14 protein-coding genes and 1 tRNA gene are annotated in these 21,093 nt (G+C 56.8%); 7 read left to right on the top strand and 8 right to left on the bottom strand.

Annotation, left to right across the window (positions count from 1 at the left end):
* Window positions 1–28: 28 nt before the first annotated feature.
* Window positions 29–1,006 carry a calcium/sodium antiporter gene (locus PVT68_RS04125; RefSeq protein WP_280321354.1) on the top strand — a complete coding sequence of 326 codons (978 nt, stop codon included), beginning with the start codon at window positions 29–31 and terminating at the stop codon, window positions 1,004–1,006.
* Window positions 1,007–1,132: 126 nt separating this feature from the next.
* Here PVT68_RS04125 and PVT68_RS04130 read toward each other — a convergent pair whose 3' ends face one another.
* The 6 genes from PVT68_RS04130 to PVT68_RS04155 all read right to left on the bottom strand — a co-directional run bounded on the left by PVT68_RS04130 (window position 1,133) and on the right by PVT68_RS04155 (window position 7,187).
* Window positions 1,133–1,894 (bottom strand): OmpW/AlkL family protein, encoded by a 762-nt coding sequence (locus PVT68_RS04130; protein WP_280321355.1) that lies wholly within the window; start codon window positions 1,892–1,894, stop codon window positions 1,133–1,135.
* A 514-nt stretch (window positions 1,895–2,408) separates the two neighbouring features.
* Entirely contained in the window at window positions 2,409–2,714 is a 306-nt protein-coding gene (locus PVT68_RS04135) for a BolA family protein (protein ID WP_280321356.1), read from the bottom strand.
* A gap of 17 nt (window positions 2,715–2,731) precedes the next feature.
* A complete protein-coding gene (gene djlA / locus PVT68_RS04140; protein WP_280321357.1) occupies window positions 2,732–3,520 on the bottom strand; it encodes a co-chaperone DjlA in 789 nt (262 codons plus the stop codon).
* 176 nt (window positions 3,521–3,696) lie between these two features.
* Window positions 3,697–4,965, bottom strand: a complete 1,269-nt coding sequence (locus PVT68_RS04145) for a sodium ion-translocating decarboxylase subunit beta (RefSeq protein WP_407666172.1) — start codon at window positions 4,963–4,965, stop codon at window positions 3,697–3,699.
* Between the two features lie 56 nt (window positions 4,966–5,021).
* Window positions 5,022–6,815: a sodium-extruding oxaloacetate decarboxylase subunit alpha gene (oadA, locus tag PVT68_RS04150; RefSeq protein WP_280321359.1), complete on the bottom strand. Its 1,794-nt coding sequence runs from the start codon at window positions 6,813–6,815 to the stop codon at window positions 5,022–5,024.
* Between the two features lie 123 nt (window positions 6,816–6,938).
* On the bottom strand, window positions 6,939–7,187 hold the full coding sequence (locus PVT68_RS04155; RefSeq protein WP_280321360.1) for an OadG family protein: 249 nt from the start codon (window positions 7,185–7,187) through the stop codon (window positions 6,939–6,941).
* Between the two features lie 365 nt (window positions 7,188–7,552).
* Between PVT68_RS04155 and PVT68_RS04160 the strand changes: the two genes are divergently transcribed.
* The 6 genes from PVT68_RS04160 to fdxA all read left to right on the top strand — a co-directional run bounded on the left by PVT68_RS04160 (window position 7,553) and on the right by fdxA (window position 17,550).
* Window positions 7,553–8,554 (top strand): tRNA dihydrouridine synthase, encoded by a 1,002-nt coding sequence (locus tag PVT68_RS04160; RefSeq protein ID WP_280322575.1) that lies wholly within the window; start codon window positions 7,553–7,555, stop codon window positions 8,552–8,554.
* Window positions 8,555–8,822: 268 nt separating this feature from the next.
* Window positions 8,823–8,899: transfer RNA gene (locus PVT68_RS04165), tRNA-Arg, on the top strand.
* Between the two features lie 310 nt (window positions 8,900–9,209).
* Window positions 9,210–12,656 (top strand): pullulanase-type alpha-1,6-glucosidase, encoded by a 3,447-nt coding sequence (gene pulA, locus PVT68_RS04170; RefSeq protein ID WP_280321361.1) that lies wholly within the window; start codon window positions 9,210–9,212, stop codon window positions 12,654–12,656.
* A 163-nt stretch (window positions 12,657–12,819) separates the two neighbouring features.
* Window positions 12,820–14,193: a nucleotide 5'-monophosphate nucleosidase PpnN gene (gene ppnN, locus PVT68_RS04175; protein ID WP_280321362.1), complete on the top strand. Its 1,374-nt coding sequence runs from the start codon at window positions 12,820–12,822 to the stop codon at window positions 14,191–14,193.
* Between the two features lie 258 nt (window positions 14,194–14,451).
* Window positions 14,452–17,085 (top strand): DNA mismatch repair protein MutS, encoded by a 2,634-nt coding sequence (mutS, locus tag PVT68_RS04180; RefSeq protein WP_280321363.1) that lies wholly within the window; start codon window positions 14,452–14,454, stop codon window positions 17,083–17,085.
* Between the two features lie 141 nt (window positions 17,086–17,226).
* Complete coding sequence (gene fdxA, locus PVT68_RS04185; RefSeq protein ID WP_280321364.1) at window positions 17,227–17,550, top strand: ferredoxin FdxA; 324 nt, start codon at window positions 17,227–17,229, stop codon at window positions 17,548–17,550.
* A 127-nt stretch (window positions 17,551–17,677) separates the two neighbouring features.
* Here the strand turns inward: fdxA and PVT68_RS04190 are convergent, their stop codons facing one another.
* Window positions 17,678–18,628 carry a MaoC family dehydratase gene (locus PVT68_RS04190; protein ID WP_280321365.1) on the bottom strand — a complete coding sequence of 317 codons (951 nt, stop codon included), beginning with the start codon at window positions 18,626–18,628 and terminating at the stop codon, window positions 17,678–17,680.
* A 149-nt stretch (window positions 18,629–18,777) separates the two neighbouring features.
* On the bottom strand, window positions 18,778–20,961 hold the full coding sequence (locus PVT68_RS04195) for a prolyl oligopeptidase family serine peptidase (protein WP_280321366.1): 2,184 nt from the start codon (window positions 20,959–20,961) through the stop codon (window positions 18,778–18,780).
* Window positions 20,962–21,093: the final 132 nt, after the last annotated feature.

Below are 21,093 nucleotides of genomic sequence, written 5' to 3' on the forward strand. Positions count from 1 at the left end.
TTGTCTTCACGTTGTGTTAAGGAAAATCATGATCCTCGCCCTCATCGCTATCGTCGCCGGATTCGTCATTCTGGTATGGAGCGCCGACCGCTTCGTCGAAGGCGCAGCCGCCACTGCCGGCCACGCCGGTATGCCACCTTTACTGATCGGCATGGTTATTGTCGGCTTTGGCACTTCTGCGCCAGAAATGGTGGTTTCCGCGATAGCAGCGATGGACGGTAGTCCCGGTCTGGCACTGGGCAACGCCTTTGGCTCCAACATTACCAACACCGGCCTGATTCTTGGTGTGTGCGCACTGTTTATTCCGCTGAGCGTGCACTCGAAAATAGTGCGCAAGGAATTGCCACTATTGCTCGCGATCAGCTGCCTAACCGGCGTCTTCCTGTGGAACGGTGAGCTGGCGCGCTGGCAAGGTGCGGTATTGCTACTCGGCTTCTTCAGCCTGATCGGCTGGTCGATCTATTCCGCATTGACGGGAAAAGGCGACGTTATCGAAGGCAATATCGAAAGTGAGCTAGAAGCCCATGCGATGCCACTCGGCAGAGCGCTGTTCTGGGTGATCGCGGGTTTGCTCTTACTGATCGTCAGTTCGCGCCTGTTGGTGTGGGGGGCTGTCACCATTGCCCAGCAATTGGGTGTAAGTGACCTTGTGATCGGACTTACCATTGTCGCCCTGGGAACCTCATTACCGGAACTGGCCGCCACGGTTATTGCCGCGCGCAAAGGGGAGCACGATATCGCCATCGGCAACGTGGTTGGCTCGAACATGTTCAACCTGCTGGCGGTAATCGGTATTGCAGGTGTCATCGCCCCGATGTCCAATGTCCCCACTGAAGCGATGACCCGCGATTGGCCGGTGGTGTTGGGGCTTACTATTGCGCTCTTTGTGTTCGCCTACGGCTTTAAAGGGCAAGGCCGCATCAATCGCTGGGAAGGTCTGGCGCTACTGCTGGCGTATATTGTGTACACCGGCTATCTCATCCTGGAAATCAGCGGTGCCCAGTAATCGATCCAGACGGGCTGGTTAAGGCCCTGCGGGAAACAACGTCAAAAAAAAGGGCACCCTGTGGTGCCCTTTTCTTTTCATCCATGAAGGTTACGCTCGATGCGATTCTCGCATTAGGAGGATCGATCAGAAGGAGTAACCCACGCCCAGGTTGAATACCCAGGGGCTAAAGTCCATGTTATTTACGCTGACTCTCCGGGTCAGTGCCGGATCATCGGAGCGAGGATCCTTATAGTAAACGTTGAAATCTGAATCGGTGTCGATGTACAGAAGTGCAGCGTTCACCAGGAAAGCACTGTCACGGCCAAAGCGGAAATCCACACCGACCTGCCCGGTTACACCCCAGGAGTGCCCCATACCCACACTGGCATCGGTAAGGATCAAGTCTTCGTCAATCAGCAGATCGTTGAAGCGACGGGAGAAGCCTTCATCGGAAAAGTCGGTGTAATTCACACCGATACCGACATAAGGACGACCCATGCAAGTACTCGGCAGGATATACCAGTTGACGAACGCATTGGCATAACTCGCATCAAAGCTACCAACATCATAACTGTCGATGTCGTAGATGAGGTTGCCATCGCGAACACGCTCCAGCTCCATATCGTGGTTGGTTTCACCGATGTACATCAGTTCCACGCCCCAGTGTTCTGCCGGCAACCAGGCACCGGAAATATTCCAGGTGGTATCGGCATCGACATCGAAGCCTTCATTGAGCCAGGTGTCGCGAAACTTCAGCTGATCATCACCATCATCCGGATCGATCCAGCTGGCACCAACACGGACAACGTAATCACCCTCTTCCCAAAAACCAGCCGCCGCATTTTGTGCACTAACCAGAGCAGCTACAGCAATTGCAAGCGGTGTCAGAACGCGTGTCATTTTCATTGAGAACTCCATCGTATTCGGCAAATTAAACAGCAATCAACCCAATCACTTGTCAGTCTAGACACGGAACCGAACCGTCGTAGAAAAAACAACCAAAAAAAAACCTCAATCGTGGAACTTTTGTACGATTCTGTCGCCGCACTATTCTTAAAAAATAATTCAAACGCCTGGCATAAAAATTCACGGAAATTTTTCACGCGCCCACAGGAAATATTTTTACGCCATAAAAAAAGAATATGGCGTCAAGGCGGATAAAAAATTTTGATTTTTGCGCCACACGGATGATGACACTTATCGCTGAGAGCAACAGATAGGAAAATTTCCGTCAGTCATTCACACGACATTCAGGTCGCGATCCACCTTCAGGATTAAACGTAAAGAAGTGTTGCGGGTGAAAAATCTGGCGGAGTATCACACTTAACCTCTACTTGAGGCTTCGACACTCCACCTGAATTTCAGAGGGAACCCGGGAGAGACCGGGGAAATAAAAAGAAGGAGATAAATCCGTTCAGATTTACCCTTTACTGCCACCCATACACTGAGGACTATCCGGTGCCTGCCCCGCCCACTCTTCCTCGCTGAACAAATGCAAGGCCAGCGCGTGAATCGGGCCCGCCATTTCTTCCGCCAACGCACCGTAAACCTGCTGGTGCCGCTGCACCTTGCGCAGCCCGGAAAACGCTTCTGTCACCAGCACCACCCGGAAGTGCATTTCCGAGCCCGCCGGAACATTATGCATATGGCTCTCGCAATCCACTTCAATATGCGAAGGGGAAAAAGCATCGCTGAGCTTCTGTTGAATCTGATCTGCCAAAGTCATGAAAAACTCCTTAACCCTCAGGCCTCGTTAACCGCCGCCTGGCGCTTGCGCGCCGCGACGATGGTGTCGTACGCCACGGTAATACTTTTCATCTGGTCTTCCGCATGACGCATAAACGCTTCCGGAAGACCTTTCGACGCGATTTTATCCGGATGGAATTCCGCAGCCTTGCGGCGATAGGCCAGCTTCAATTCTTTGTCACTGACTTCCGGGGAGCACTCGAGCACATCGTAGTGCGCCTGCAGACTGCCACCACTGGTGGCCGCGCCGCGCTGGCCGAACTCGTTGAACATCGCCGTAAAGATGGAACTGTGTAGCCCCAGCGCCTCGGGTATATCCCGCAGAATCCGCTCTTCCGCCGGGTGTAATTCACCATCGGCAAAGGCCACCGCAAACAGCAACCGATACACCATTTCCCGCATGGCCTGATTGCGTATCAGCTGCCGAAACTGGCGCGCATAATCGTAGATACTGTAGTTGTCATCCTTGGCGTTCTGGAAAATCTTGATCGCCTCCTGGCGATCTTCGGCAGCGAGACGCAAATTGTTCTTGATGAAATCATCAACCAGCTGGATTTCCTCTTTGGAAACCTGCCCGTCAGCCTTGGCCATTTTCGCCAACATGGAAAACAGTGCCACGATAAACACCGTCTGCGCACCGTCCCGGTTCAGGGTAACGCCGGCCTCGCTCAGTCTCTTGAGCCCGGAGCCAAAGGAACTGCCCACCCAGGCACCTAGCGCAGCGCCGATAGGCCCGCCAAACATCATGCCAATACCGGCACCGATACCAGCACCCAACCAGGACATAACTTCTCCTTGCGGCGCCACCAGCGGCGCCCTTCAGCCAAAAAAACGGCGGTTATAGTAGCACGACGGATCCGGATAAGATCCCAATAGCCGGCCCCCGACTGCCCCGGCAGTCCGCGACGCCAATAAAAAACCCCGCCGAAGCGGGGTTTCTCAGAACCTGACCAACGACAGAATCAGCCGGTCATTGCGCGAACCATAGTGATCATCACACCGGCGGCAACCGCGGAACCGATCACCCCGGCCACATTCGGCCCCATGGCATGCATCAGCAGGAAATTGTGCGGATTCGCTTCCAGCCCCAACTTATTGGAGACCCGCGCTGCCATAGGTACCGCGGAAACGCCGGCCGAACCAATGAGCGGGTTGACCTTGTTCTTACTGAACACATTCAACAACTTGGCCATCAATACACCCGCCGCGGTGCCAATGGCAAAGGCCACGATACCCAGTGCGAGAATCCCCAGGGTCTTCGGGTCGAGGAACTTGTCCGCCGCCAGCTTGGAGCCCACGGAAAGGCCGAGGAAGATGGTCGTGATATTGATTAATGCGTTCTGCGCCGTATCCGACAGGCGGGATACCACACCACACTCGCGCATCAGATTACCAAAGCAGAACATTCCCAAAAGCGGTGCGGCATCCGGCAGGAACAGCGCCACCAGAATCAACAGCACCAGCGGGAACACGATTTTCTCGCGCTTGCTCACCGGTCGCAGCTGTACCATCTCGATACGACGCTCCTGCTCCGTCGTCAGCGCACGCATAATAGGCGGCTGAATCAGCGGCACCAGCGCCATATAGGAATACGCCGCCACGGCAATGGCACCCAACAATTCAGGAGCGAGCAGGCTGGACACATAGATCGCGGTAGGGCCGTCAGCACCACCGATGATACCGATGGCCGCCGCCTCCGCGATGGAGAAATCCATGATCCCGGCAGCGGACATCCCCACTGCTCCCAGCACCGTGGCGAAAATACCGAACTGTGCCGCGGCGCCGAGAAACAGGGTGCGTGGATTGGCCAGCAATGGGCCGAAGTCCGTCATGGCACCAACACCCATGAAAATCACCAGTGGCGCAATACCGGAAGCGATGGCCACGCTGTAGAAGTTGTACAGCATGCCATTGGAGAATCCGGCATCCGCAGCCACCTGAACGGCACTCTGATAGGCCGCCGCCGGCGCATTTTCCAGTGCGACCTTCAGTTCCTTGACCGATTCAAATGTGCCCTGACCGAGAGCCTCGGCCAGCTGTGCCAACACCCCGGCATCACCGGCGTAAATGGCAGCCTCTACCGCTGGCAGCGCCAAGTTGGCACCGGGAATATTCGCCAGGATGCCACCGAAACCGATAGGCACCAGCAGCAATGGCTCGAAGTTTTTGCGAATGGCCAGAAACAGCAACCCCAGACCAACCAGGATCATGATGAACTGACCGGAGGTCATCTGGTTGGCGCCGGACGATAGCCATAGATTGGTTATATTTTCCACGTCCGCCTCCGTTATGCGATGGTCAGCAGGGCATCGCCCACCGCCACGGAATCACCTTCTTTTATACTGACACCGGTCACGCTGCCTGCGCAGGGCGCACTGATGGCAGTTTCCATTTTCATCGCCTCCAGAATCACGATGTTCTGGCCTTCGGCAACCTGATCACCGGGCTTCACCAGCACCTTGAAGATGTTGCCAGCCAAAGGTGCTTTCACCGCTTCACCGGTACCCTCGGCCACTGGTGCCGCAGCGCTATCGCCACCGCCGAGCTGCACCAGCCCCGTCACATCACCGCCGTCAGCAACCGTCACGGTGTAGCTCTGGCCTTCTACGGTTACCGTGTAAATTCCCTCTCCCTGCGCATTCTTCACCTCGGAAGACTCATTGCCGGTGGGTACCGGCTCGAAGGCATCCGCGTTGCCGCGATTCTTGAGAAACTTGAGACCAATCTGGGGGAAGAGTGCGTAAGTCAGCACATCATCGATTTCACCTGCGCCACTGGCGAGGGCAATATCCTCTTCCGCGGCCTTCTGCTGCAGCTCCGCAGCCAGCTTGTCCAGCTCGGGGGCCAGTAGGTCTGCCGGGCGACAGGTCACCGGCTCGCTACCGTCCAATACTTTGTCTTGCAGTTCTTTGTCGACTTCGGCCGGAGTTGCACCGTATTCGCCTTTCAGTACTGCGGCGGTTTCTTTGGAAATGGACTTGTAACGCTCGCCAGTCAAAACATTCAGTACCGACTGGGTACCAACGATCTGGGAGGTCGGTGTTACCAGAGGGATATAACCCAGGTCTTTGCGCACCCGGGGAATTTCTTCCAGTACTTCATCCAGACGATCACCGGCACCCTGTTCGCGCAGCTGGTTTTCCATATTCGTCAGCATACCGCCGGGCACCTGTGCGACCAGGATCCGCGAGTCGACGCCGCGCAGTGAGCCTTCGAATTTTGCGTACTTTTTACGCACCTCACGGAAATAAGCCGCGATTTCTTCCAGCAGGTTGATATCCAGACCAGTATCGCGATCAGTGCCTTCCAGGATTGCGACAACTGCTTCGGTAGGACTGTGACCATACGTCATCGACATGGAGGAAATTGCAGTATCGATATTGTCGATACCTGCCTCCACGCACTTCAGCGCAGTCGCCGTAGAAAGGCCAGTGGTAGCGTGGCATTGCATATGAATGGGAATATCCAATGCGGCCTTCAGTTTGGTCACCAGTTCGAAACCTTCATATGGACGCAGCAGGCCCGCCATATCTTTAATGGCAATAGAGTCTGCGCCCATGTCTTCAATCTGCCGACCCAGGTCTACCCACATATCCATGTTGTGCACCGGACTCACGGTATAGGAGATGGTGCCCTGCGCGTGCTTGCCCTGCTTCTTGACGGCGCCCAGTGCCGTTTGCAGGTTGCGCATATCATTCATGGCGTCGAATACGCGGAACACATCGACACCGTTAGTCGCTGCCCGCTCAACAAATTTTTCTACTACATCGTCCGCGTAATGGCGGTAACCCAGAATATTCTGGCCGCGAAACAACATCTGCTGTGGCGTATTGGGCATCGCCTTTTTCAGCTCGCGAATACGGTCCCAGGGATCTTCACCCAGGTAACGAATACACGCGTCAAAGGTCGCTCCCCCCCAGGATTCAAGAGACCAAAACCCGACCTGATCCAATTTCTCTGCGATGGGCAGCATATCGTCCAGCCGCAGGCGGGTAGCGAATAGCGATTGGTGGGCGTCGCGCAGGACTACGTCGGTAATCCCGAGTGGGGATTTTTTAACTAAAGAGTTAACCTCAGTCATGGGTGGTCTCTCTTCGAAAAATTGATCTTGGAAAATGAAAAATGAGTGCCGCCATTTCTGCATGCCGGTACACCGTAAACAGCGGCATGAAACCGATAGGCAAATTACCGAAGATTATTCAGATTACTTGCGGCGATTACGGTGTTGCTCGACGGCAGCTTCAATGATTTTTCGTAATTTGGAATTACCCGCAGCAGAGGTTGATGCGGGGGCGGGAGACGGCGCAGCCACCGGCTCCGGTTCGGGGAAAAAGCGGCTCATGACGCGGGACATGAAAGTAGTGCAAATCACAAGCAGCAGCAGAAACGTAAATACGATTCCCATACCGAACAGCGTGATGTCCAGGCCTTGCTGCAATAAAGCTTGTTGCACGTCTTTCCCCTTGTGGTTGCTATTTATTTATCTGGTTTCAATCAGCGGGCAACATTATCAGTAAAAGAACCTTTCAAAATCAAACACTTATTAGTTACAGAAGCAACCAAGAACCCGCCAAAAGCCGACATTTTCGACCATTTTCCCTACCAGATTCGTTCAGTTGGATAGTCCGACAAGCGCGCCCAGAAATCAGCCGCATAAATTTCGGCCACGTGCTGTGGTTTTTCGTACAATATGCGCCCGGTTCAATCTAGCCAGAAGCTCAACGGCTCGCCATGTTTTCCCAGAAAATTCCGAATCCCACCACGATCTCCTCCACTGCCGACGGCGATCGCGCTCCACCGTCCTCTACGGCATTGCCAATGCCCCTGATTTACCAGGCGCCGATGGAGGGCGTTATCGATCACCATGTGCGAGCGCTGCTGTCGAAACTTGGCGGCGTCGATATCTGCGTAACGGAATTTGTGCGTGTCACCCACACCCGGTTGCCCCGGCGTGTATTTACCCGCCTGTGCCCGGAGCTGGAACAGGGCGCAAAAACCCCCAGTGGAATCCCGGTGCGACTGCAGCTATTGGGAGGCAATCCCCAGGCCATGGCCTACAACGCTGCCAAAGCTGTCGAGGCCGGTGCTCGCGCCATTGACCTGAATTTCGGTTGCCCGGCCAAATCCGTGAACAACAGCGATGGCGGCGCCTGTCTGCTGCAGTCACCGTCCCGAGTGGAGGCCATCGTCGCCGCCGTGCGTAACGCAGTGCCGGGGGAAGTACCGGTATCGGCCAAGATCCGTCTCGGCTACGAGGATCGAAGCAGTTACCTGGACAATGCCCGCGCCGCCGAAGCAGGCGGAGCCTCTGAGCTGGCGGTCCACGCACGCTCCAAGGTAGACGCCTATCGACCTCCCGCTTACTGGGAGTACATCGGTGAAATCCGCGATCAACTCGACATCCGGGTGATCGCCAACGGCGACCTCTGGACGCTGGAGGATTTCCAGCGTTGCCGGAAAGTAACTGGTTGCGATGCCTATATGTTTGGCCGCAGCCTACTGGCGCGACCGGATATCGGACTTCAGATACGCGCCTTGTGTGAAGGGCGGGAGTATGTGCCACTGAGGTGGCAGCAAATTGCCGCCCTGCTTTACGAATACTACACAACCACCAAACACGAGTACCCGGCCAAATACCTGGGGAACCGTATCAAGCAATGGCTCGCCTACCTTAAATTGAGCTACCCACAGGCGGCGACGTTTTTTGAGCGCATCAAACGTCACAGGGATGCCGAACTACTGGAAATCGCATTTGCCGAGCAACTGGCCGCCTCCGGGGAAAACAATCTGCCCGCAAGGGCAGGCGCCCACGCGGCGTGAGCGATCTGTACCATCTCGGTCTCGGCCAAACCCGTAAAGAGCCCCGCAAAGAGTCCAATAAAAGAGCCCCGCCAAAAAGCTGAAAAAAAAATCTTGCAAAGCCGGGATCCACACGGCAGAATGCGCGCCCTATCGAGCTGAACCAGCTATCTGCGGACAGCCAAAAGGCTCGGTAACTTGCGGATTTTTAAAGAGTTTTTTGAAAAACTACTTAAAAAAACAGTTGACGATGTGAAAGCAGGTCACTATAGTTCGCAACCACAACGACGCGCTCGTAGCTCAGCTGGATAGAGTACCTGGCTACGAACCAGGCGGTCGGAGGTTCGAATCCTCCCGAGCGCGCCATACGAACAAAGGGCCCGTACAGAAATGTACGGGCCCTTTTTCGTTTTCCACAACGCCTTCCGTACCTCCAGCGCCCACATCAATAAACCCACCATCAACCCTGATCATTTTTTGACTCCTCCCCCACCGGGTGGGAGGCTCCCGCCAATTTCGTGACTTCTAATCCAGATACCGGTTTCTGTATGCATTGATCTGTCCATCAGTGTTGAGGGCAATGCATATCGCGATGATGAGCCGGTTTCCGCAGGTGCCACAGCACATTTGTCGGAACACAAATCCATCAATAATTTCAATAACAAGGTCTTCAGTCATGCAAGTATTCTTCCGCGCGCGGGGGCGCGTCCATGCGGCTTCGCTTTTGGCGACAGCCATTGCTGTATCGGTCCACGGCACCGCACTCGCCAGCACCAACTCCGAACTCTCCATGGTCAACATTCCCGGCTCTCTTCAGACCGCGATCGGCTGCGAGGGAGACTGGCAACCCGAGTGCGCGGTATCCCAGCTGACGTATGACGAACAGGACGATATCTGGCAGGGCAGCTTCCCGCTGCCGGCAGGCAATTACGAATACAAAGTGGCCATCAACGGCAGCTGGGACGAAAACTATGGCGGTGGTGCCGACCCCGGCGGCCCCAACATCGGCCTCAGCCTAGCCGCAACTGGCCCGATCAAATTCATTTATGACCATGAGACCAAATGGATTGCCGACAATGTAAGACACACCGTCGTCACTGCCGCCGGCGACTTCCAGAGTGAACTGGGCTGCCCCGGAGACTGGCAGCCAGACTGCCTGCGAAGCTGGTTGCAGGATGTGGACGGAGACGGTATCTACACCTTTATCACCAGCGAAATCCCCGCTGGCGACTATCAGATGAAGGCGGCTTTGCACGAAGGCTGGGATGAAAGCTATGGCAGCGACGGCAGCAATATCGCCTTTACCGTGGAAGCGGGTAAAGAGGTGTATTTCGCCTTCGACAGCGCCACGAAAACGGTGGTTGTCAGCACCGACGGCATTCCAAAAGGTGACCTTTCCACAGACAAGGCGCACTGGGTAGATGCCCAAACCATCGTCTGGCCGCTGAACCTGCCCGAGGGCGGCAGTGCCAGGCTTGTGGTCAGCGACTCGGCCACCCTGGAACTTGGGCCGGATGGTGTGTCTGGAGACAGTGAAATCGCCCTGCAGCTCAACCCGCAGGGCATGTCCACCGCTGCTCAAGCCAGGTTCCCGCACCTTGCGGGTCACACGGTATTTACCCTTCCTGCCACTGCCGACATTGCCGCCCTGGTCAGAGGGCAGCTTGCACTAGCGATCTACGATGCCGAGGGCAATATCGTCGATGCAAGCGGCGTGCAAACCGCCGGAGTACTCGACGCGGTGTTCGCCTACGACGGCACCCTGGGAGCAAGCGTCAGCGAAAACGCCATCGATTTCGCGCTCTGGGCCCCAACCGCAAAGTCCGTGACAGTTCATCTCTACGACAGTAGCGACCAGTACGAATCGAGCGCCCAGGTTGAAATGACTTCCGAAAACGGTGTTTGGAGCGCATCCACCAGCATCGAATGGAACCGCAAGTTCTATCTGTACGAAGTGGAGGTCTACTCCTATGCCAGCCGCAGGATAGAAACAAACTGGGTGTCAGACCCCTACTCCCTGAGCCTGTCTGCCAACTCCCATAAATCCCAGATCGTCGACCTGAATGACGCCGATCTGAAACCGGAAGGCTGGGACGCTACAACCAAACCCGCCCTGCACGCGACCGAAGATATCAGTCTTTACGAGCTGCACGTGCGCGACTTCAGCGTTCGCGACGATCTCGTCAGCGAAGCGGCGCGTGGTACCTTTGCCGCATTCACGGAAGACGGCCGGGGCATGCTGCACCTTGCCGAGCTGGCGGGCGCCGGTCTGACCCATGTGCACCTGTTGCCCGCCTTCGATTTCGCAACCGTGAATGAAGACCGGACAGCACACCTCACCACTCCGGATCTCAGTGTCTATGCCGCCGACAGTACCGAGCAGCAGGCAGCAGTGAATGCGATCCGCGATGGCGATGGCTTCAACTGGGGCTACGACCCACTCCATTTCACGGTGCCGGAAGGCAGCTATGCCACCGATCCAGACGGTGTCCAGCGCATTGTCGAATTTCGCCAGATGGTGCAGTCTCTGAATGACATCGGTCTGCGCGTGGTAATGGATGTGGTCTACAACCACACCAGCTCTTTTGGCCAACACGACCGCTCTATCCTCGACAAAATCGTTCCCGGTTATTACCACCGCCGCAATAACGAAGGCTTCGTCGAAATGAGCAGCTGCTGCGCCAACACCGCCAGCGAGCACACCATGATGGAAAAGCTCATGCGCGACTCCATCAAGACCTGGGCAACGGCATATAAAGTAGACGGGTTCCGCTTCGACCTGATGGGCCACCACAGCAGGGAAAACATCCTGAGTGTGGCCGCCGACATGCACGCATTGACCATCGAAGACGAGGGTGTGGATGGATCTGCTATTTACCTGTACGGCGAGGGCTGGAACTTTGGCGAAGTCGCTGACGATGCCCGCTTCACACAAGCTCGCCAGGCCAATATGGCGGGCACTGGGGTCGGCACTTTCAACGACCGCCTGCGCGACAGCGTACGCGGCGGCAACCCCTTCGGCGGTTATGAAGAGCAGGGCTTCGGCACCGGCCTGTACAGTGACAGTAACGGCAAGTTCGGCGGCAGCGACGAGCGCGCAACACTGCTTACCCTGGCGGACAAAGTACGCATCTCTCTCACAGGCAACCTCGCCAGCTACACGTTGACGGATTCCAGTGGGGCCTCGCTCACCGGTGCAGAGCTGATCTATAACGGACAGCCCACCGGTTACACGGCGGACCCACAGGAATCCATCAACTATGTCGCCGCGCACGATAATGAAACCCTGTTCGACGGGATTCAGATCAAGGCCAACAGTATTACCAGCCTGGCCGATCGGGTACGCCTGCAAAACTTTAGCAATTCACTGGTAATGCTGGCCCAGGGGGTGCCATTTATCCATGCTGGACAGGAGTTCCTGCGCTCCAAATCCATGGACCGTGACAGCTACAATTCCGGTGACTGGTTCAACGCTCTGGATTTTTCCCTCGCCACCGACAACTGGGCGGCAGGGCTGCCAGTTGCGGACAAGAACGAGGACAAATGGGCGCTGATGGCTCCCCTGCTGGCCAATCCGGAAATCGCACCACAGCAAAGTGATCGTGAATTTGCCCTGGCAGTATTCAAGGAATGGCTGCAGATCCGGGCCAGCAGCGGCCTGTTCCGCCTGCCAACTGCGGAAGCGGTGACGTCTGTGTTGTCCTTTGCCAATACTGGACCGGATCAGATCCCGGGACTGATCGCCATGCACCTGAAGGATCCGGCCGGGGATTTCGATGGGGAAACCTCGCAGATCGTCGCCTTGTTCAATGGGGGTAGCGAAACGGTCGAGTTTACTCTCGAGTCAGCCGCAGCATTGCCCTTCACCCTGCACCCCATACAACAGCAGTCTGTGGATGAAGCCCTGGCAGCGGCGGGTGTCGACGCAGGCGTGTTCACTGTTCCCGCCCGCACCACTGCGGTGTTTGTGCTCGCTCGCGCGGACGACAGCTCAATCGTAGTAGACGCACCGGAAGAAGAGGAAACCCCGCAAGAAAATAACGGGCGCCGCCGGGGTGGCTCCATGGGCTTTGCCCTGCTGGCACTTTTTGCTCTTGCGCTGATGCGCCGTCGCCTGCGGTGAATAGAAGACAGAGGTTTTAACCCGCAAGGCCCCGGCATTCAGCCGGGGCCCATTTTTACCCCCTCGTATCAGTTCGCCCTGCCAACCACAAAGTGACTAACAAGTCTGTAGCCAGATCTGAGTGTATGCTGTACTGTGGAAATATCTAGTGAGAGGGGATTGTATGGTCACTGATGTTGTCAATGCCGAAGTATCACCCACCGGGCAGTTCGATATCCTGTCCAAATACGAAATTCACAAACTCACCGACGATAGTCGCGGACCGCAATACCAGCTTTTCCGCAACTGCTCTCTCGCCGTACTCAACTGCGGCAATTACATGGATGATGGCAAAGAACTGCTGGAAAAATATGCCGATTTCGATATCTCTGTTATTCCCACCGAGCGCAGCGTAAAGCTAAAAGTAACCAACGCGCCCGCCAGCGCATTCGTAGACGGCAAGATAATCCGCGGTATCGCCGAGCACCTTTTTGCAGTGCTGCGGGACATCATCTACGTCAACAGCGAAATCACCGGCGACCCGCGCTACGACCTGGTATCGGCGCAGGGCGTCACCGACGCGGTATTTCATATCCTGCGCAACGCGGGCACCTTTGACCGGGACCGCTCTCCCCGTCTCGTCGTCTGCTGGGGTGGCCACTCCATTTCCCGCGAGGAATACGATTACACCAAGCGCGTAGGTTATCAGCTGGCCCTGCGGCATCTGGATATCTGTACCGGTTGCGGCCCTGGCGCCATGAAAGGACCGATGAAAGGCGCCACCATTGGCCACGCCAAACAGCGCGATCAACACGGGCAGTACCTGGGCATTTCCGAACCGGGAATCATCGCCGCCGAAGCGCCCAACCCGATCGTCAATGAACTGGTCATCATGCCGGATATCGAGAAGCGCCTGGAGGCATTCGTGCGTACCGGCCACGGTATTGTGGTCTTCCCCGGAGGCGCCGGTACCGCCGAAGAAATTCTCTACCTGCTGGGTATTCTCCTGCACGAAGACAACCGGGCGCAGCCCTTCCCGGTAATTTTTACCGGCCCTACCAGCGCGGCAGACTATTTCATCCGCATCGATCAGTTTATCGCCAGCACCCTGGGCGAAGACGCCAGGTCCCGCTACCAGATTATTATTGACGACCCAGAGGAAGTCGCCCGCCAAATGGCCACCGGCATCGAAAAGGTTCGCCAATATCGCAAGGAAACCGGCGATGCCTATTACTACAACTGGCAGCTGAAAATCTCTACGGAATTCCAGCGACCATTTGTCCCTACCCATGAAAATATGCGCAGTCTCGAGCTGCACAAGAGACAGGAACCCCATCTGCTCGCGGCCAATCTGCGTCGCGCATTTTCCGGGATCGTTTCCGGCAACGTGAAGGACCAGGGAATTCGCAACGTAGAAAAAAATGGCCCCTATGAACTGCGTGGCGATCCGGCACTGATGCGTAGTATGGATACCCTACTGGAGTCATTTGTGAAACAGCAGCGTATGAAGCTGCCCGGTAAGGAGTACATTCCCTGCTACCGGATCAGCGCAGACTGACCTCCCCAATCCGGCCCCCGCTCGATCTTCAGCGGGGCCACATCGTCGGTCTGCAATCCTGTCGTGAATCGCGTTGTATTAGTTGCGTATTGTTAGCCTCCTTGTTACCCATACCGACCATCCGGTCTGATAGTGGTTTCCGTGCCGCTTTGGTATCCTTGCGCTCTTATCAAAACAGCCCGCAACGGGACACGATGGCCGCCCGCTGCGGCCTGCACAAAACAATTAAGCCACTGATTTATAAAGATTTCCTCGCTCATGCCCGCAACCGCCAGTAAAACCCAGCAAGCCGAACACACACCGATGATGCAGCAATATCTGCGCATCAAGGCCGAACACCCGCATGAGCTGGTGTTCTACCGTATGGGCGACTTCTACGAGCTGTTCTACGACGACGCCAAGCGGGCGGCGGAACTGCTGGACGTGACCCTCACTGCGCGGGGCAAGTCCGGGGGACAGCCGATTCCCATGGCGGGAATCCCCTACCATGCAGCGGAAGGTTATCTCGCGCGGCTCATCAGGGCCGGGGTTTCCGTGGCTATTGTGGAGCAAATTGGCGATCCGGCCACCAGCAAGGGGCCGGTGGAGCGCAAAGTTGTGCGCATCGTCACCCCCGGCACGGTTACCGACGAAGCACTGCTGAACGAACGCCGGGACAACCTGCTCGCAGCCGCCGTCATGGTGAGCGGCAAGTTTGGTGTGGCGCTTCTCGACGTGGGGACCGGGCACTTCGCGATACAGGAAGTGGATACTCTGGAAGCACTGGCGGAGCAGGTCCAGCGTTACAGTCCCACCGAACTGCTCGTATCCGAAGACTTGATCCTGCCGACAGACATCGAGCGCCGCGCCGGCCTGCGCCGCCGCGCGCCCTGGGAATTCGACCTGGAAAACGCCCTGCGCCTGCTGAACCGCCAGTTTGGCACTATGGACCTGGAAGCGTTCGGCTGCAGTCATATGCATGCGGCGCTGTCCGCCGCCGGCTGCCTGCTGCAATATGCCCGTGACACCCAGCGCACCGAGCTGCCCCATATCCGTACCCTGCGCACCGAGCGCAGTGAAGACACGGTGGCCCTGGACCCGGCCAGCCGCCGCAACCTGGAAATCGATACCAACCTCAACGGCGGCGACGACAACACACTTCTGTCAGTATTCGACGCCTGCAAGACCGCCATGGGCAGCCGTCTGCTGCGTCGCTGGCTGAACAACCCCCTGCGCAACCTGTCGGTTCTGGAACAACGCCAGCAAGCCATTACCGCACTGATTACCGATTACCGATTCGAGCCCCTGCGCGAAGTCCTCAAACCCATCGGCGATATGGAGCGTATTCTCGGCCGCCTGGCCCTGCGCTCCGCGCGCCCGCGGGACCTGTCCCGACTGGGAATGTCCCTGGCGCAGTTCCCGGAATTGCAGCGTCAACTGAGCGAAGCCGATGCCGCCCTGCTTGGGCAGCTCAGCCGTGAAATGGGGCAATGGCCTGAAACCGTAGAGCTGCTAGAGCGTGCGCTGGTGGAGAACCCACCGGTGGTCATCCGCGAGGGCGGCGTGATTGCCGACGGTTTCGACGAGGAGCTGGACGAACTGCGCGGTATCAGCGAAAACGCGGGCGACTATCTGGTGCAGCTGGAAGTACGGGAGAAAGAGCGCACCGGCATCCCCACTCTCAAGGTGGGTTACAACCGCGTGCACGGCTACTTTATCGAAATCAGTCGCGGCCAGAGTGACAAGGCACCGGCGGACTATATCCGCCGTCAGACCCTGAAAAACGCCGAACGCTTTATCACCCCGGAGCTTAAGGAGTTTGAAGACAAGGCCCTGTCGGCCAAGAGCCGCGCGCTGGCCCGGGAGAAGTTCCTATACGAGGAACTGATCACCACCCTGAACGAATCGCTGGCAGAACTCCAAACCGCCGCAGCCGCGGTATCCCAGCTCGATGTGCTGGCCAATATGGCAGAGCGTGCCGACCAGCTGCGCCTGACCCGCCCGGAACTGTCCGAGCAACCTGGTATCCATGTCGAGGGCGGCCGCCACCCGGTGGTGGAACAGGTGCTGGATGACCCCTTCGTCGCCAACGATATTGACCTGCATGACACCCGGCGAATGCTGGTGATCACCGGCCCGAACATGGGCGGTAAATCGACCTATATGCGCCAGACCGCACTGATCGCCCTGCTCGCCCACTGCGGCAGCTTCGTACCGGCAGACAGTGCCCGCATCGGCCTGCTGGACCGCATTTTCACCCGCATCGGCAGCGCCGACGATCTGGCTGGCGGTCGCTCCACCTTCATGGTGGAGATGACAGAGACCGCCAACATTCTGCGCAATGCCAGCGAGCACAGCCTGATTCTGATGGACGAGATTGGTCGCGGCACCAGTACCTACGACGGTCTGTCGCTGGCCTGGGCCTGCGCCCACTTCCTGGCCGAACGGGTACGCGCGTTTACCCTGTTTGCCACCCACTATTTTGAGCTGACCGAACTGCCCGCGCAGTGCCCGGAGGCAACCAATATTCACCTGAATGCCACCGAACACGGGGACTCCATCGTATTCCTGCACCGTATTCAGGAAGGCCCCGCGTCCAAAAGCTACGGTCTGCAGGTGGCCAAACTTGCCGGCATTCCCCAGGAAGTGCTGGATGAAGCCAAGGCCCGCCTTGCCTCGCTCGAAGCCGGCCACACGACCCGTGACTCCGGCCCGGGAGCGCGGAGCTCCAGCTCCGCATTCGCGCCACAGGCGCGCCCCACACCCACACCTGTAGCCGCTGCCCCGGCCCAGGTAGATCTGTTCGGAAGTACTCCTCACCCCGCCGTCGAGGCCCTGGAATCCCTCGATCCGGACAACCTGACCCCGCGCCAGGCCCTGGAGCAGCTCTATGCGCTGCGCAAATTGTTATAAGCACCCAACCAATTTGACTCAAAAGCCACTACAATTCGCGCCAGTAATTGCTAAAATCCGCAGCTTTCAGAATTAAGGTACGGCGCCGCCAAGCGGCGTCGGCCAGACAGCGGTAACGCACAGCACTATCGAGGGACAAGCATGACATTCGTAATTGGGGAAAACTGCATCAAGTGCAAATACACGGACTGTGTGGAAGTTTGCCCGGTAGACTGCTTCTACGAAGGCCCCAACTTCCTGGTAATCCACCCGGATGAATGTATCGACTGCGCCCTGTGCGAACCGGAATGCCCGGCAAACGCCATCTTCTCCGAAGACGAAGTGCCGGAAGACCAGCAGGAATTTATCGAGCTTAACGCTGAACTGGCCGAGGTATGGCCGAACATTACCGAGAAAAAAGACTCCCTGCCGGATGCCGAGGAGTGGGACGGTGTGAAAGGCAAACTGGAACATCTGGAGCGCTGATACCGGCGCGCCGGGCACAAAAAAGCCGTCTGTTCAGACGGCTTTTTTGTGCCCGGTCGAGACGGCCGGATTTCTTCCGATCACTATCCCCCGAACACTATCCCTATCCCTATCCCTATCCCTATCCCTAAACTTCGCGCAAGGCAACAAGCTTTCCAGTCAGGTGCACCCGCTTGCCCTCCCCGCTATACACCTGGAATACGGTGCCATCAGTATCTGTTGAGGATTCAAACGAAACCCGGGCGGGTAAAAAAATCGGCTTGATAAATGCCACTTCGACTTCGAACTGAGTCGGCAGTTTTCCGGCAAATACCCCCTCTTCCAGCGCCGCCAGGCAGCGCGCCTTGCTCCACATACCATGGGCGATGGCGCGGGGGAAACCAAACAGTTTTGCCGTAGGCGCACATAAGTGGATGGGGTTTCTATCTCCGGAAATCCGCGCATAGCGCCTACCCGTATCTGCCGCCACCTGCCAGTCCTGGGAAACCGTGTCAGCCACATCCGACTTCCCTCCACCACGCTGAGTCGCCGCTGGTGTCCGCAACGTTTGTGTGTCCTGGTGTTTCACCCGGCTCATCAGAGTACTGGTAGACTCCCACACCAATTCACCAGCAACCCGGATACTGGTTACCAGCTCAAACTCATACCCACGCTTCACCGCCACCGGTGCACACAGATCACAGCGGATATCCAGTCGCTCACTCTCCTGCAGACCGCGATATTGCCGGATACGGTTGCGCAGATGCACCACACCCAGAACCGGAAAAGGAAACGCCTCGGAAACCAGCAATCTCAGTTGCAGCGGCATCGCAAGGACAAAAGGATAAGTCGCCGGCAACTGCGAGCCATCAGCAAACCCGCAGACCTCCCGATACGCCCGTAGGGAGATCGGATCTACAGCCTGATTGTTCAGACTGACACTGGCGAGAATCCGCCCGCCCTCACCCGCCAGTCTGCCCTGCTTACGGGCAGTCAGCGCGCGAAGATAGAGCGGCAATATGGCCGGACGAGACTTGAGTTTTATCTGTAACGGCATGACTCTGTTGGCTTCGCCAGACACGGTGACAATTCTGTACATCTCGAAATTAGGCTCCGCATGATAATTCGAAATGGGATGTTGCAGGTAGCCCTGCTGCCGCTCCATTTTGCACAAAATGGATGCCCGAAAAATGACAAAACCCGGCAGCTGCCGGGTTTTGTACAAGGTGGGATAGCTCCGCCGCCAGATCAACCCTGGGGCAGTTCGGTAATTCCCATATTGAACAGGGTAAAGCCAAAGATATCCGCGTACTGCTCAATGCTCTTGGATACCGGCGTACCCGCGCCGTGGCCCGCATTGGTCTCGATACGAATCAGGGTAGGTGCCGCCCCCGCCTGCTTGGACTGGAGCTCTGCGGCAAACTTGAAGGAGTGCGCAGGTACCACGCGATCGTCATGATCCGCAGTGGTTACCAGTGTGGCCGGGTAGCTGACACCAGCAGTCACGTTGTGCACCGGAGAATATCCCTTGAGGTACTCGAACATTTCCTGGCTCTGCTCAGCGGTACCGTAGTCATAGGCCCAACCGGCACCCGCGGTGAAAGTGTGGTAGCGCAACATATCCATTACACCTACCGCCGGCAGCGCGACCTTCACCAGCTCCGGGCGTTGGGTCATCACCGCGCCCACCAGCAGGCCGCCGTTGGAACCGCCGCGGATCGCCAGGTAATCACTGGAGGTGTAGCCCTGGTCGATCAGGTATTCACCCGCCGCGATAAAGTCATCAAACACATTCTGCTTCTGCAGCTTGGTGCCCGCATCGTGCCAGCGCCGACCGTACTCACCACCACCGCGCAGATTGGGCACGGCATAGACACCACCCAGCTCCAGCCACACCGCATTGGCGATGCTGAAGGACGGTGTCAGGCTGATATTGAAGCCGCCGTAGCCATACAGGATGGTCGGATTCTTGCCGTCGAGTTTCAGGCCTTTTTTATAGGTGATCAGCATTGATACCTTGGTACCGTCTTTGGAGCGGTAGAACACCTGCTTCGACTCATAGCCCGCCGGGTCAAACTTGGCCCCGGACTCCCGGTAAACACCGGACTCCCCTTTCTCCACATCGAAGGCAAAGATGGTGGAGGGCGTCTTGTAGTTGGTGAAGGAATAGTAGAGGGTCTTATCTTCCAGTTTGCCGTTCAGCGAGGAGGCACTGCCCGGACCCGGCAGAGCAATCTCACGTACGCGTTTGCCGCTGTAGTCGTACTGATACACTTTGGACAGTGCATCGACCATGTATTCGGCAAAAATGTAGCCACCACCGGTCGAGGCGGTGAGGACGTTTTCCGTTTCCGGGATAAGGTCTTGCCAGTTTTCCGGCGCGGGACTCGCGGCGTCAACGGTGACGATCTTTTTGTTCGGCGCATCGCGATTGGTCACCAGAATCAGCTTGCTGCCCTGGTTATCGATCACGTCAGTATCCGAATCAAAGTCGGTGACAACCGGCACCAGCGGCGCATCTGCCTTGACGAGATCACGAATAAAGAGGTCGTTGCCAGAGGTGGATGTCGCCCCGTAAATCACCAGGTAGCGGTCATCCTCGGTGACATAACCGGTAACGTAGCGGCGCTTCTGTTCTTCGCTACCACCGAACACCAGAGTGTCTTCAGACTGCGCCTGTCCCAGCTTGTGGTAATACAGCTTGTGCTGGTCTGTCTTCGCTGACAGCTCACTACCTTCCGGTTTATCGTAGCTGGAATAGTAAAACCCTTCGTTGCCCTTCCAGGCAATGCCGGAAAACTTCACGTCCACCAGAGGGGTCTCAAGCACTTTTCTGGTTTCCGCGTCGATCACATAGACCTTGCGCCAGTCACTGCCCCCTTCGGAAACTGCGTAGGCGGCAATGGAGCCATCTTTGGAAAACTTCAACGTGGCCAGTGAGGTGGTGCCGTCTTCACTGAAGGTGTTTGGGTCCAGGAAAACTTCCGCTTCGCCGTCCCCTTTCTTGCGCCACACCACGTACTGGTTCTGCAAACCATCATTACGATAAAAGTAGGTGTAATCACCTTCCTGGAACGGCGAGCCAACTTTCTCGTAATTCCACAGAGCTTCCAGACGCTGCTTGAGGGTATCGCGGTAGGAAATCTGATCCAGGTAACCGAAGGTCACCTGGTTTTGCGCCTTTACCCAAGCCTCGGTTTCCGCACTGCGGTCATCTTCCAACCAGCGGTATGGATCCGCCACATCAGCGCCGAAATAGGTGTCTACAACGTCGTCTTTACGGGTTTCGGGATAGCTCCATCCAGCAACCTGCTGAATCGCAGTCTGTGTATGTTCAGCCTGGTTACCATTCATGGAATTGTTGGACTCCGGGGACTCGCCAGAGCAGGCGGCCAGTACGCCAGCCACCGCTAGTACGGAAAGCTTTTTCATTGTCGTAGGTGTTCCTTCGGCTTGAATAGATCGGATAGGAAACCCAATTCAGCCTTTCAGATCAAGCTATTGCGCCTCTGCGAAAACACACCGGACAATCACTCACAAAAAACCGTCCAAACCAGACTTTCA

The organism is Microbulbifer bruguierae, assembly GCF_029869925.1.
Taxonomy (GTDB): Bacteria; Pseudomonadota; Gammaproteobacteria; order Pseudomonadales; family Cellvibrionaceae; genus Microbulbifer; species Microbulbifer bruguierae.